At 57.6% G+C, this 13628-nt stretch carries 11 protein-coding genes and 1 pseudogene; 5 read left to right on the forward strand and 7 right to left on the reverse strand.

The window, feature by feature from the left end; genetic code table 11:
* Positions 1-8: 8 nt before the first annotated feature.
* On the reverse strand, positions 9-1286 hold the full coding sequence (locus CXX84_RS03910; RefSeq protein WP_102975419.1) for a phospholipase D family protein: 1278 nt from the start codon (positions 1284-1286) through the stop codon (positions 9-11).
* Positions 1287-1537: 251 nt separating this feature from the next.
* Here CXX84_RS03910 and CXX84_RS03915 point away from each other — a divergent pair, with 251 nt between their 5' ends.
* On the forward strand, positions 1538-2527 hold the full coding sequence (locus tag CXX84_RS03915; protein ID WP_102975420.1) for a phospholipase D-like domain-containing protein: 990 nt from the start codon (positions 1538-1540) through the stop codon (positions 2525-2527).
* Positions 2528-2678: 151 nt separating this feature from the next.
* Here the strand turns inward: CXX84_RS03915 and CXX84_RS03920 are convergent, their stop codons facing one another.
* From CXX84_RS03920 to CXX84_RS03935, 3 genes are all read right to left on the reverse strand, one after another.
* Positions 2679-5834, reverse strand: a complete 3156-nt coding sequence (locus CXX84_RS03920; RefSeq protein WP_102975421.1) for a DUF3427 domain-containing protein — start codon at positions 5832-5834, stop codon at positions 2679-2681.
* Between the two features lie 863 nt (positions 5835-6697).
* Entirely contained in the window at positions 6698-7762 is a 1065-nt protein-coding gene (locus tag CXX84_RS03930; RefSeq protein WP_146031824.1) for a hypothetical protein, read from the reverse strand.
* 1014 nt (positions 7763-8776) lie between these two features.
* Positions 8777-9400, reverse strand: coding sequence for a nitrilase-related carbon-nitrogen hydrolase (locus CXX84_RS03935; RefSeq protein ID WP_223252957.1), 624 nt, complete (start codon positions 9398-9400; stop codon positions 8777-8779).
* 74 nt (positions 9401-9474) lie between these two features.
* Between CXX84_RS03935 and CXX84_RS03940 the strand changes: the two genes are divergently transcribed.
* Both CXX84_RS03940 and CXX84_RS03945 read left to right on the forward strand, forming a co-directional pair.
* A complete protein-coding gene (locus tag CXX84_RS03940) occupies positions 9475-10020 on the forward strand; it encodes a hypothetical protein (protein WP_102975425.1) in 546 nt (181 codons plus the stop codon).
* 137 nt (positions 10021-10157) lie between these two features.
* Positions 10158-10634 carry a hypothetical protein gene (locus tag CXX84_RS03945; RefSeq protein WP_146031825.1) on the forward strand — a complete coding sequence of 159 codons (477 nt, stop codon included), beginning with the start codon at positions 10158-10160 and terminating at the stop codon, positions 10632-10634.
* Between the two features lie 93 nt (positions 10635-10727).
* Here the strand turns inward: CXX84_RS03945 and CXX84_RS03950 are convergent, their stop codons facing one another.
* On the reverse strand, positions 10728-11030 hold the full coding sequence (locus tag CXX84_RS03950) for a nucleoside triphosphate pyrophosphohydrolase (protein ID WP_102975427.1): 303 nt from the start codon (positions 11028-11030) through the stop codon (positions 10728-10730).
* Positions 11031-11303: 273 nt separating this feature from the next.
* Here CXX84_RS03950 and CXX84_RS03955 point away from each other — a divergent pair, with 273 nt between their 5' ends.
* Both CXX84_RS03955 and CXX84_RS03960 read left to right on the forward strand, forming a co-directional pair.
* Positions 11304-12050: an HNH endonuclease domain-containing protein gene (locus CXX84_RS03955; protein WP_223252958.1), complete on the forward strand. Its 747-nt coding sequence runs from the start codon at positions 11304-11306 to the stop codon at positions 12048-12050.
* 82 nt (positions 12051-12132) lie between these two features.
* Positions 12133-12801 carry an endonuclease/exonuclease/phosphatase family protein gene (locus CXX84_RS03960; protein WP_223252959.1) on the forward strand — a complete coding sequence of 223 codons (669 nt, stop codon included), beginning with the start codon at positions 12133-12135 and terminating at the stop codon, positions 12799-12801.
* Between the two features lie 40 nt (positions 12802-12841).
* Here the strand turns inward: CXX84_RS03960 and CXX84_RS03965 are convergent.
* Both CXX84_RS03965 and CXX84_RS19415 read right to left on the reverse strand, forming a co-directional pair.
* Positions 12842-13450 (reverse strand): annotated as a pseudogene (locus tag CXX84_RS03965) (nitrilase-related carbon-nitrogen hydrolase); the annotation flags it as partial.
* Positions 13451-13487: 37 nt separating this feature from the next.
* Complete coding sequence (locus CXX84_RS19415; protein ID WP_262982121.1) at positions 13488-13622, reverse strand: hypothetical protein; 135 nt, start codon at positions 13620-13622, stop codon at positions 13488-13490.
* Positions 13623-13628 lie beyond the last annotated feature (6 nt).

Raw genomic sequence — 13628 nt, forward strand, 5'->3', positions numbered from 1 at the left:
GGGGTCCGTCAATTACCAGACTGGTCTTCGAGAGCCTCATCACTACTACCAGAAGTGTATTCGAGCCAGTCGAAGTTGCTCACCCCGGGAGACTCCACGTGCTGTGTCACGGAGACAAGGTCGCCTGCTCGTATGAACCGAAGGTAGTGGCCCGCCTGCAAGGTCGTGAGGACTCCCCGGTTGTGAAACGTAAAGCGAATCTCCTTATTTTGCCTCGGGTGGTTCGCCGCAGGCGTGTACAGAATGACGCGCCCTTGAAAGTCAATAATTTCAGCGCCGCTGCTGAAGTACCCCTTCACCACACGTTCCTCTTTCAAAGGGCCGCCGCTGGCGCGATCGTCCTGTGTCACTTCAAGGGGAGAGAAAAACTCTTGGAACCGGATCGGAATGACGATTTGTCCAGGAGAGCTCGTGAGGCTGACGTCGTTGTCACTGAGCTTCTTATAGAAGCCCTGAAGAGGAAGCAACTCATCAGTAACTGTGTCTGAGTCGGGATCGGGGTATTGCAGATCAATGTCCGTGAATAGCAGATCTATGTCCTGCGCACCGTCGACGCGATGGACGACTGTAGGAGGATCGCCGAGCAAATCGAGTTCGCTGCTTTCAAAGACCCGCTGTTGGTCTGCTTGAATGGGGACACCGTTGCCCCTAGAACGACGTCCCTTCCCTTCCGGCAGGATTACGAGAGTCGGGTCCTGCTTCAGGTCCTCGATGAGTTCTAGGGTGAGATTCTTGCAAGCATTGGGATCTGTCTGAAACTTTTCAAAGTAGGCGTTTGCCTCCTCGACAAATGCTTTGGCATCGGCAGTATCGGAAGGTCCCACCCGGACCCATGCTGCGGCTTCGTAGTTTCTAAACAGCCCCCCGAGTGTCAGGTTGCCTGAGCCGATAAGGATGTTGGTCTCCTGATCGTTTTCAAATATGTAGAGCTTCGGATGAAAAGTACGCACGGGACGCCTTGGGTTGTGGAAGACGTAAGACTCTGTGGTTAGGTCTATCAGCCCTTGCAAGCCTTCAATGGATGCACCACCTTCATCTACGCCGACAATGGCCTCGACTCGCCCACCCCGTTTTATCGAAGAGGTCAACTCATTAGACAAGCGGCTTAGCCCTGACGTCTTGCCCCAGGCGACAAGGAATCTGGACCTAGTCCCCTCCTGCAGTAAGAGCTCCTTTACTCGCTTTCCGATTTGGTCTGAAAACGGCTGCCCGACGAACTGAATTTCCAAAATAGGACCCCCATAGGATGAAAGTTGCTTCGCTGAGCCTACCGCTTGAAGTGACATGCATTCTCCTCGGCATTTCCAAACCCGCCGGAACTCCATCTTCCGCAAAGAAAAGGAGTGACACCTGTTGGGGCCCATGCCGTAGTCTTCCGAATCATCCCGGAGCTCCAAGACAGAGTACGACGGAGATTGGAAGCTCAATTTCCCAGTTGAGCAAACTCGATTCCATTCGGGAACCAAGGCGCTGTCTTGCCTCATGGGACCACCCGAGCAAATGTCGTTGAATGGTCGAGGGCCGCTAGGCTGTCTCAATGAGCTCACCTAAGCGCATTCTCGACACGGCATCAGAGTGGCTTTACGCGGCCTTCCTTCACCCCGACAGCGACGTTATCTTAACCAGTCCCTATCTTGCTTTCGATGTGTGCAAGCATATTGCAGATGCTGCAAGGGACTCCTCTCAGTCATGGACCCTGCTGACGACGCTGGACCCGAGCGCGGTAGCAAACGGATTCCTGCGCGTCGATGGAATGAAGCTCATGCTCGATGCCGGAATCAACGTGCGGCACGTGCAACGCCTTCATGCTAAATGTTTCATCGTAGGCACTAAGGCAATGATAGGTTCCGCCAACCTCACGGGCGCCGGCTTGGGCAGCTCCGTCAGTGCCAACCGCGAACTTAGTGTGGAGCTGGATCCGGTCCAAGCAGAAGAGGCTAGAAAGATAATCTCGGGCTGGCCTTCTCGACCAGTATCAAAAGACGATCTCGATAAACTGCTCTTGCAAGCCAAGAACCTAACAGTGACCGTGCATCCAGAAAATGAGGAACAGGACGCTGAGTCGGCGCTCCACTTGGTCGAGCAACTCCTGGTCGATGCACGGCAGTCGAAACGCCGCCTGTGGGTCAAATCTGAATATGGCGAACCTGCCCTTGACGGATGGCGGCAGGATTCATGGTTTGCAAGCCCGAAGAACGGCCGTCCCAGTTTCAATCCAGGCGATCTAGTATTCATTTGTGCCGTGGGCACTCACGACTGTTACGCCGTCGTCGAAGTGACTGCTGAGGCCGAGTACAAGCCACAGGATTACGTCGAGTGGACAGAACAAGCAGAGGAGCACGATTCACTAGAACGCTGGCCCTGGATCAACCGGACGACACCCCGACTTGTCCCGTCCTCACTCTTGGAACTCAAATTGGAAGAGCTCGGAAAGAACGGGAGAGCGCTCCAACGAGGTCACGTACGTTTAGAGTTCGACCAGTTCACCGCTGGAGTGCGAGCCCTTGGTCGCCTGGCGACCGACTAGCCGGGTAGTTTCCCTACAAACCACTCTGGCAGGGCCGGAACTGAGGCGGCCCACCTTGGAAAGGAGAGTCTACGGCCCAATTGCACGCCGTAACCGGTCCGCTCGGCTGGCTCGGCTACAATCGCACAGATGGCGACTTCCGGCAGCGCCTTCATTGAGCCACCGCCGCAGCCGTCGCAAACACATCAGCAGGCATCGGCCTGTGCAGCTTCCAGGTGATCGCGATGGGCTTCTCCCCGGAATGCTGCACGTAGTCCACTTGACCCAGGCAGGTGTACGGAACTGTCAGCCCCGTCTCGTCGTCGGCTGTGTTCCTCGTGAAGATCAGAACCTTCGAGCCGTGGGAGGCCCGGTCAAGGTAGCGGCGTCCGGTCGGGCTGCTCGGCGAGGTAGCGTTCTGTGACTCCCAGTGGAACAGCTCAGGACTGATGGCGTAGTCCTTGTACATTGTGGTCGCTGAATGCTTCTTGTCGTCCTTGTTCAGGGTGACAAAGAAGGCATCTGTGGAAGTTGCCGGGCACCATGCAACGCCCTCGCGGTGCTGCACGTTCTTGCCCTGTTCCAGCGAGCCGTACTGCAGCGCCGCGAGAACCTCCTCGCGCCGATAGGTGGCATGAGACAAAAGCGGGATGTGCTGCAGTCCCGCCCCGAGGCTCTTGGCCGCGTGCTTGGACGCTGCAACGGACAGCTTGACGATCTGCTGAATCTCGCGGCACACGAACTGGTAGCCGCGCAGGTAGTCCAGTCCGTCGTCGTACGCTCTGAATCCGCCACCGTCATCCCACAGCGTGTAAAACAGCATGCGCGCAAAAGCCTGCTCCCGCAAGCCAAGCTCGGCATAACGAGGCGCGTCGGGAGCAACCAGCATGGAATAGGCAGCGGCGCGTTCCGGATCGTCCACGTGAATCAGCGCGGCCATGCGGCCCAGCAGCTTCTTTTCCTCCGCGTCCGACAGCTCCTCAATTTTCCCACGAAGCACGGTCTCCAGGGGCGAGAACCCCTCGGTCAACCCTGCCTGCCGGAGGTAGCCGGTCCACGAGTCCCTGGTGGAACGGTAGATCGTCTTCACCTCGTTCCCCGACCGCTCCAGATAGGCCTCCAGCTCGGTCTCGGCGTATGAGGCAATGTCCCGGACCAGCTGTGCACGGTTGAACCGGAGCTGTGCCTTGATGTTGTCCAGCACCACCTGCTGCGCCACCCGGTCCAGCACGATCTGGGAACCGGACGGCAGGTACGGGAACTCGTCTTCGACAGCCTCCTCCAGCTTCTTGCGCCCGTAACCTGTCAGTGCCCGGTACCGCAGGTCAAAACGGAACTCACGGCGCTGCTGGCCGATGAAGTCCAGGACCGTCAGTACCGCTTTGCCCTCCGCACGGCGCAGCCCGCGTCCCAGCTGCTGGAGGAAGACCGTGGCGCTCTGCGTGGGCCGGAGCAGCAGGATGGTGTCCACCTGCGGCAGATCCAGTCCTTCGTTGAAAAGGTCGACGGCGAAGATGCAGTTGATCTCCCGCTGCCCCAGGCGCCTGAGGGTTTCCTCGCGGTCAGCATTGTCAGTGGTGCCGTCGACTGCGACAGACGAAATGCCGGCCCGGTTGAACACCTCGGCCATGTAGCGGGCGTGCTGCACGGAGACGCAGAAGCCAATGGCCCGCATCTGGTCGGTGCTGGTGACCTTGTCCCTGAGTTCGCGGATGACCTTGGCGGCCCGGGCGTCGTTTCCCGTGTAAAGGGCGCTCAGTTGGGTGGCGTCGTAGTTGCCGCGCTTCCACTCCAACTGGCTGAGGTCGACGTCGTCCGAGACGCCGAAGTAGTGGAACGGCACCAGCAGATCGGCGTCCAGCGCGTCCCAGAGCCTGAGCTCGCTGGCAGTGCGGCCGTTGAAGAACTGCTTGGCGACGTCGACTCCGTCGCCGCGTTCCGGAGTAGCGGTGAGTCCAAGGAGCTGCTGCGGTTGGAGGTGGTCCAGCAGGCGGCGGTAGGTGGGCGCCATGGCGTGATGGAATTCATCTATGACCACGACGTCGAAGAAGTCGGGTTCCAGCTGTTCTATGCCGAGGGAGGAGAGCGACTGGACGGACGCGAAAATGTGCTTCCACTCTTGCGGCTTGTGGTCCCCCACGTAGAGTTCACCGAAGGCGCCATCCTGAATGACATCGCGGTAGGTGCGCATGGCCTGTTTCAGAATCTCCTGCCGATGAGCGACAAAGAGCAGCTTTAGATCCCGGCCCGCAGCCTCGGAAAGGCGTTTGTAATCGAGGGCCGCGATGACTGTCTTTCCGGTGCCGGTGGCAGCGACCAGGAGGTTGTGGTTGTAACCCTTGAGCCGTTCGGCCTCGAGTTCCTCCAGCATCTCCTCCTGGTGAAGGAACGGCTGCACCTCTAAACCGGTGGCCGCATCCGCGGCCGTGGTGCGTCGGCCGCCGTTGCGTTCCAGCGCATCGTCCAGCTTTTCGCCGTCGCGCTCCGGATCGTAGCTCTGGAAGGCCTGCTGCTTCCAGTAGCTGTCGAAGGTGACCCCGAACTTATGTAGGAGCGCCGGAGTTGCGACAGAACTGAGCCGGACGTTCCATTCCAAACCATCCAGAAGTGCCGCCTGGCTCAGATTGGAGCTGCCAACGTATGCGGTGTCGAAACCGGAGTTGCGGCGGAACAGCCAGGCTTTGGCGTGCAGCCTTGTTGCCTGGGTTTCATAGCTGATCTTCACCTCGGCTCCGTACCTGGTGACGAGCTCGTCAATGGCGCGGCGTTCGGTGGCGCCCATGTAGGTGGTGGTGATGACTCGAAGCTTGGCGCCACGTTCTTTGAGCTGCTCAAGGGCTGGCTGCAGGAGCCGCAGACCGGTCCACCTAATGAAGGCGCAGAGAAGATCAACTGTGTTGGCCGACTCCATCTCAGCTCGAAGCTCGGCGGCCAGGTTGGGCTCGTCCTTGCTGTTGGTAAGAAGTGCTGAGTCGCTGAGCTTAGTTATGGGGCGACGGAGTCGTCTGCGCTTGAGCGCGTCCCGGCGGTAGAGGGACTGGAGTTGCGTAGGTCCGGGAGCAATGCAATCTTTGCTGCTCAGTTGCTGAAGAAGTTGATTAGCAAGGCTAACCCTATCTTCAGGCCTGACTGCGGCAAGAGCATCCCTCACGGCGGCTGCAACGTAACGAGAGAGGACATCGGGGGTATCTTCGTCGGCTATGTCCACAAGGATCGGCTGCAATGCCGACGCGTCATTGAGGACAGCACCTAACGCCTCGGTGTTAAGAAGTTCGTACAAGCCCTCCTGAAGTCCACCAGCCACGCCTACACCAATGATATTAGTCACTGCGTAAGGCTAACCGTTCCCAATTTGAAGATTAGGATTCGCGACGCCATCCTTTACCGCTTGCATACACCGCAACCGCCCGTGTCGCCTTTCTGATTATGTTGCTTCGATCTGAACACCCCGCCGATTCGGAATAGGACGAGCACCCTGATGTCAGCAGATCAAAGAACGTGAAATTGGCTTACGCTCCGATACTTTCAAAGATCCGGTTTGTAGCATGCCAGCCAATCGACAACTGGCAATTAGAAGCAACGAACGCCGAAACGCAGTCCGACATCCAACCTTCATTGCTTCTTCCAGCGACATTAGATCAAGCACGACGCTCACCTAAACCACAGCGACCTGAACAGCTAAGCTTTAGCCGTTCAAATCGAATAACGGATCAGAAAGAACCAACTCATCCAACTTTGACGTACGAGTGTCTAGACGTTGGAGTTCCTGGAATATGCGCATTTTTATACGGTCGCGCAAATCCGCCGGCAACTTCTGCTTTGTTCGCTGATCGTTCCAGGGGGAGCAATCCGGGAACATCTCCCGATCCGAGAATCGAGGAATTAGATGCGCGTGAACATGCGGATCTCTATTACCGAGAATGGAAACGTTGACTCGGTCGGCCCCCGTAGCCTCTCTAATGGCTTGCATCGCGATCTGAATATCCCGCATGAAGCCCAACATTGTGTCCATGGGCATGGTCTCAATCGTGACCCTATGTTCATTCAGAGCCAGTATGGATCGTCCGGGGAATCTGTCGTCATCATAGAGGCCAAGACGGGAGTGTTGCGACTGTGCGATTGGCTCCCAAAGTTCGAATCCGCATTTGCACGGAACATCTTGAAGTAGTGGAGTTCTCAGTGACACTGTCTTCATGACAACATGTACTCCTTCGTAAAGTGAATCATATTCTTTGAAGTCAGAACATCGCTTATGTCCTGATGCAACTGCTTTCCGCGTTTTCGCATGTCTCCGAAATTTGCAGATTCTTTAGGATCAGGCTCCTTGCATTCAATTTCTACTGATTTCCGCCAGGCTTGATCACCAGACCGTTCTATGAAGTAGTCCAGAGTTTCTACTATTCTTTGCACCTTTTCGCGACCGCCGTCTGCATCCATATCGACGTAATTGAGGAGGCGAATCAAGCGAAGAACTGCAGGTTCCTTGAACGCGCGAAGTAGAAACTCGAGCTCATCCGGGTTACCTTCGTGAGATAGGAGATACAAGGGAGCAATAGAAGATATGAAGCATAGCTTGCGCGAGATAAGCAACTTCAAGTATCGAAGCGAATAGGGAACGCCCGATATGTTTCCCCTTGACTGCTTAGCATGGTAATCAACCGCGATCGTCCGCCAGTACCGGATAATGTCATTAAGCAGGAATCGTGGAATCTTCTCTGAAGGAGACTTTCGAGCTTCCAGATACATACTCAAAATTGTCTTGATGGTTTCTTCGTGGACGGCGGGGTCGAATAGCGAAACACTTTCTTCCAAGAAGAGAATTCGACGGGTCAAGTTGTGATTAGTGTCATCTTCAAGACCGACATGCTCAGTTAGCTTGGAGGCATCTATGCAGGATCCGAAAATGCCGCTACTTCCGGGCGCGGAGAGAACAACACCATCAACCAAGGTTTCGCGCAGCCGATCAATGACAACCATCTGGTGACGCTTGCTGTCTTCTTCCTGCATGCCTATGAAGAGGTAATCAAGATCAGAGCTTGGCGTGAGTTCGTGACGCGCAAGCGAACCAAATGCCACTAGGTCATCGCCGCAACCAGCCATCTCCGGCACCTGCGCTAGCGCTGAGCGTGCACGATCAATCGCAGCGGTGCTTCGAGCAGAAGCCGCTAGCAGACTCTTCGACGAGTCCTTGGCTAGGCTCAACTTGTTGAGCTCCTCGGTCAAAAGATCAGTAAAACTGATGGATACTTCCGCCATCAGCACCCCCAGTACCTCGTTACCCCTATGTCTCGGACTAGTCTACGGCAGAGCCATGGCCCTTCTCCTCATCTTCGAAGGCGAGTGTGAGCCCACTCATACGTCGCCCCGTCTAACCAATAGTCAGTTCAATCAGAAATGCCAGTGCGTGTGAACCACCTGGCAACTCGCGACGAACTCCGTGAATCGGGGCGTGGCATCTTCCGTAATGCATCCTCGTAGAAAGCTAGTCGGGTCGCAGATCTTGCATATCTCCTCTGCGTGAGAACGACCTGCAGTGTCAGATACAGACCGGAAATAAGCATGAATGCACCCACTGTAATGGAGACAGCTAGCATCCATGGTTCGTCTCCTTGAAGTGAGAGTGCCGTCAACAGAGGAAGGGACGCGACAACCGCTGCAAAGTAGATGCCGGCCATTGGACCGAGTCCACCTCCAGAGAGGAGCGAGGTCTCATGTCTTAGCGTTCGCATGACTTGAAAACGCTGTTCCTCCGGTAGTCGGAGGAAAGCTTGAATGTCATCTTCCTGGACGGTCACGTCCTCAACTAGATGGTGTTCGGAAGGTGTTCGAGTTCCCATTTGATGAGAGTATCTTTCATCTGCGGCCAGCGAGGTTCATGAAGGGGCTCCGATCCCCTGTAAAGAAATTGCGATCTAGGACCCGAGGGAATGAGGGGCTGGTTGTCATGGATAAGGTCGTCAACCTGGACGAACCTGTTTCGTCGAAGACGTAGTAACGCTGAGCGCCCTTAACTGCAGGAAAAGCGCAAGGGAAATTGCTTTGCTGTAGCCCAAGTGGTTCAAGGACATCAGCCTGTTCGGACGCCCTTCGCCCGGTACCCCCGGGAACGTATCAACACATGTTGGACTTCAGGTAATGCCGCCTTAACTGGAGAACGAAGGACCCGGGTTCCTCGTTACACAGCCTATTGGCAGGAGCAGTTGCCCAGCGATGAGCAAGTACCGGAGCAATTGTCTCAGTAACCCGGGCTCTCCCGAGTTCATCTCGGCCCTACAACCTTCTTTGCCGGAACATCGGGAACGACACTCGCACCCGCTCCACGGTCTCCGGCGAAACCTCCACCACACGCACGCAGGGCTCCAGCCCAACCAGGCCCCTCGGGTCCACCAGCACGCTCCGGCCCACCGACATCGGCGGCGCCTGGCAGACCCCCGCCACGTAGACGCTGTTCTCGGTCGCCCGGGCCGCGTTCAGTGCCAGCCACTGCTCCGTTTTGTGCTCTCCCGGCACCCAGGACGAGCAGACGAGCAGGACCTGCGCGCCGGTGTCGGCCAGTGACCTGGCCAGCTCCGGGAACCGCAGGTCGTAGCAGGTCATCAGCCCGAACCGCACTCCCCCGTGCTCGAACACCACCGGGGCGGTGGACGGGCCCGGCTTGATGAACGTGGACTCGCCGAAGCCCTGCGCGTCGAAAAGGTGGATCTTCCGGTAGAAAGCCAACCGGTCGCCGTCGGGCCCGAAAGCCACCAGCGTGTTGTACGCCCGGCCCGGCTCGTCCGAAGTTTCCACCACGCCCACCACCAGCGCGCTGCCGTGGCGGCGGGCGATGGACGCCAGATCCCGGCAGACGGGCCCGTTCAGCGGCTCGGCCACCGCGGGGAACGTCGCGTCCACCTTCTTCTTCGGCAGCTGTGCAGAAGGCCCCTCAGAGAGCGCTGTAGAGTTTTCCCAGGAGATGGGGGAATGCAGTGGCAGTGAACAGTTTCGAAACGCTGAAGAAGGTCATCGAGGAGAACTCACAAGCGGGTGAGTTCTATCGTGCTGTGCATGAGTGGACCGTGACAGCGGTGGAGGAGGATCCACTCCAGGAGGGCGAATGCGTCTGCGGCCAGCAACATCTTCGGTATATGTACACCATCCAAAATCTGTATACAGGGCGGCCGCTGGAATACATCGGCAGCAAATGCGTAGAGCACTTCCAGAGTAGCGAGCTGAACCTTCAGGTCAATGTGTTCCGGGGGCTGTTCGATCTCAGGAAGAAGATCCTCGCGGGGGAGAAAATCTTTCTCGACGAGGACTTCTCACGTGAAATCCTGCGGTGGTTGTATGAAAATGAGGCTTTCTCGGCTAATCAGTACAACGGCAATAACGGCCTGAATGACTACCAGTTTCTTCTGGACATGTTCAACAAGCGTCATAAGGACAGGATCACCCAGGGGCAAGAGAACAAGATCTGGGCACTGCTGCAATATTCGGTGAAGCCATTTGTTCGCGATCATCCTGCACTCGGCTAGGTCACCTGGTGAGACGCGCACGTGTCGGTGGCGTTTCCGTTCCTTCATGTCGCCCTGCTTGGACTGTCTCAGTTTGCGGCGAGTAGTGGGTGGAGCATTCCGACTAATGGGAGCGGAGGCCGCCAGAACATAGGGCATTGGCGCCTGCCAGCCTGGGCATTTTTTTCACTTCCTGTCGCTTCTGCTGCCAAAAATCCCAGCCGAAATCCCCGAACACGCCGACCTGGATCACGCTGTTATCGCCAGAAACCGGAATCGCCCTGATCGACTCCAAAATGTGGGCCGACGGCGTCTATTGGTGGGACAACAAGCAGCTCTTCCGCAACGGCAGGGAGCTTAAGGCCTTCGTACTAGGAGCAGGTGTTGAGGCACTTCGTGCCGCCTATCCCGGTTATGTGGTTGAAGATTGGACGGTGCTGCACTCACCGACCGGAAGGCTCTCCCTGCCGTCAGTGGAGCGTGCAGATATTTTCCCACTACCCGGCCGGGCACCCATCCGGCTGGTCACTCCACTGGAGCTTGTATCGGAGGTGCATGCCTTCTTGGCAGAGGGCGTTGCCCTCCATACAGTCCAGGTCCCAGCCCTAGCCGGGCTCCTCCGCTCAATGTTGTAACCGGATGGACGTGGGGACTCCGCTCCTCCCCGGCGCTGGAAATTCTCCTGTCAGCGCGATCTCAGACGCAGTTGGACGTAGTCGCACTCCCGCCTAGCCTTCCAACCATATCCGCTGAGTAAATCCGCCACGCTTGTGACGCTTTGCGGTTGCCGCCTCGGCCACTTCTGCAAGCGAATACCCCAGGTTGTCGAGTACGGCGGTGAAAACCTCGAGAACATCCGCTGCCTCTTCCAAACGCTGACTAGCATCAGCATCGCGAAGTTCCTCGGCTTCTTCGACCAACTTCGCGAGAAGACTGTCCAGGTATGCACCGGAGTCAAGAATGCGGGTGTCAGGTCTCAGCCCCGCGGATGTCATGATTTCCGGGATCCGGTCCCTCACTAATTTGCCCAAGTCAGACGTCCTTCCGATACTTGCACGATGGGGTTCTACTCAGCACATCCGACTGCTTCGACTGCCTGGCGGCTGGCCGTGCTGATGGGCGCCAACGCTCGAACTTATAAGTTCGCCCTTGCAGATGCTCTGATCGAGCATGCTAGCGAGGGCCGCTCTTCCGTCACACTACGGGAGCTCGCCACCTCATACACCTCAGCAATAATTAGGCACTCTGCTAATGGCCCGCAAGCGCCTGCGTCCATGAATCTAGCGCCAAAGGATTTCCTATCCTTGGTCAACAAGTTCCGTGAAGCGTCTCCAGGCGATGCTCCTCCGACGGAAGAGCTGGTGGACTCAGCAGTGCGCGCGATGCCAGGCATGGTGATGCAGAAGTTTCACAACCTGCGTGGAGGCGTCGAGACACCCCACCGCTTCTATTCACTCAGGGCATCAGGGCGAGACGCCGTTGTGGACTTCACCCCGGCTTTGAAGGCTGTGGCCGGTTCCACCGAACTGCACAGTTTGAGCTCAGAGCTGGACGCACGTTGGCAGATCGTCGAAGCATCGTTTGCTAGCGGAGTCGGACAAAGTCTGATGGGGCAGGGACTCGGGATTGATCTGAGCTTGGAACATCTCCTTGAGAAACGGCGCAGGCGACCGGTGGCGGGTCTGACGGCTGCTGTCGCCGGCTTCCAGTACGGCCGCTGCCTGATCTGCTGTGAACCCCTTGAACCATTTGATTCTGTCGCCATTGATCACGTTTTTCCATTCTCATTAATGAATAACGGGAGAGCGCTGATTGGTCCGCATTTAGACCTTGATGCCGTCTGGAACCTCGCCCCGGCGCACGCTTCCTGCAACGGTCAGAAGAGCAATCGACCCCCTACGCGTGTTGAGATTTTCCGGCTTGGACAGCGAAATGAGGCAATCATGCTCTCACCCCACCCCCTTCGCCGGACGCTCGAACTGTCACTTGCCCTAGGAGGCTTCAAAGCGGGTGAAGGTTCGTGGCACAAGTTCTTGGCATCAGTGCTTTAACTACCGTGGATTCTGCTGCGCGTTATCCGGACGAGTTCCAGCGCCTCGAGCATGCAGTTCTCAATTTCAAGGCTGACCCAACATGAGAATCGTTTCCTGGAACTGCGCCATGGGCTTCGCAAAAAAGCGCCCTCTCGTCGAGGCACTGAACCCTGACATCGCAAGCTTGCCGGAAGCTTCTCAGAGAGACATCGAGGAAACTGAGGCGCCGTTCAAGGCCTGGGTGGGTTCCAACCCGCACAAGGGGCTGGGTATTGTCGGCTTCACAAACCGTTCTTACAGGCTTCACGAGGCCGGCATGCTGCTGCCTTGGCATATTCCGTTTAGCGTGGATGGACTGAACGTAATCGGGCTTTGGTCTCATGTCCGAGATAAAGATCTCAAGTATGTGCGGGTAACACATGGGATTATCGATCGTCACGCCAGTTTCTTATCCTCAGCACCTTCACTGATCATTGGTGACTTCAACAGCAACACTGTTTGGGACCAAGAGCATCCCGGCCGGAACCATTCCATGCTTGTGACGAAGCTTGAGGCTCTCGGCTTGCAGAGCGTTTATCACAGGAGTCAAGGCCTGCCCCACGGCGAGGAGATCATAAAGACTTACTTTCACACGAAAAAGCTTCGCTTCGGCCATCACATCGATTACGCATTCCTTGGCGGAAAATCAGCATCGATGGCGGGCCGGCCGGAGGACTGGCTGACGTACAGCGACCACATGCCCCTAATCCTCGACATTGACGAGGCTTAGAAGCTCTGTTGGTGCCTTTCGCTGGTCCCCGGAGCCCGGCTTACAACCGCCGCTGCCGGAACATCGGGAACGACTCCCGCACCCGCTCCACTGTCTCCAGCGAAACCTCCACCGCCCGCACCCCAGGCTCCAGCCCCAGGTCCGCTTCAACGACCCCCATCGGGTCCACCAGCACGCTCCGGCCCACGGACACCGGCGGCGCCTGGCACACCCCCACGACGTAGACGCTGTTCTCGATCGCCCGCGCCGCGTTAAGCGCCAGCCACTGCTCCGTCTTGTTAGTGCCCGGCACCCAGGACGAGCAGACCAGCAAAACCTGCGCGCCGGCGTCGGCCAGCGACCTCGCCAGCTCCGGGAACCGCAGGTCGTAACAGGTCATCAGCCCGAACCGCACTCCCCCGTGCTCGAACACCACCGGCTCGGTTGACGGCCCCGGCTTGATGAACTTCGACTCCCCGAAGCCCTGCGCGTCGAAAAGGTGGATCTTCCGGTAGGAAGCCAGCCGGCCGCCGTCGGGCCCGAAAGCCACCAGCGTGTTGTACGCCCGGCCCGGCTCCTCCGAGGTTTCCACCACGCCCGCCACCAGCGCAATGCGGTGGCGGCGGGCAATGCCGGCAAGCTCCCGGCAGACGGGACCGTCCAGCGGCTCGGCCTTCTCGGGGAAGGTCGCGTCAACCTTCTTCTTCTCATAGGTGGCGTACTCCGGGAAAGGCCACCAGCGCGGCGCCGTCGCGCGCTGCCTCGGCGGCGAACCTGTCGATCGCGGCGAGGTTGGCCCGGATGTCGGCGCCCGACTCCAGCTGCCCCAGCGCTATCCTCACGAGCAT

The organism is Arthrobacter sp. AFG7.2, assembly GCF_002892835.1.
GTDB lineage: Bacteria > Actinomycetota > Actinomycetes > Actinomycetales > Micrococcaceae > Arthrobacter.

Bases quoted from the DNA above. Each gene is read 5' to 3' on its own strand.
- CXX84_RS03930 (WP_146031824.1), bottom strand. From the start codon at position 7,762: ATGGCGGAAGTATCCATCAGTTTTACTGATCTTTTGACCGAGGAGCTC.
- CXX84_RS03915 (WP_102975420.1), top strand. From the start codon at position 1,538: ATGAGCTCACCTAAGCGCATTCTCGACACGGCATCAGAGTGGCTTTAC.
- CXX84_RS03910 (WP_102975419.1), bottom strand. From the start codon at position 1,286: ATGTCACTTCAAGCGGTAGGCTCAGCGAAGCAACTTTCATCCTATGGG.
- CXX84_RS03960 (WP_223252959.1), top strand. From the start codon at position 12,133: ATGAGAATCGTTTCCTGGAACTGCGCCATGGGCTTCGCAAAAAAGCGC.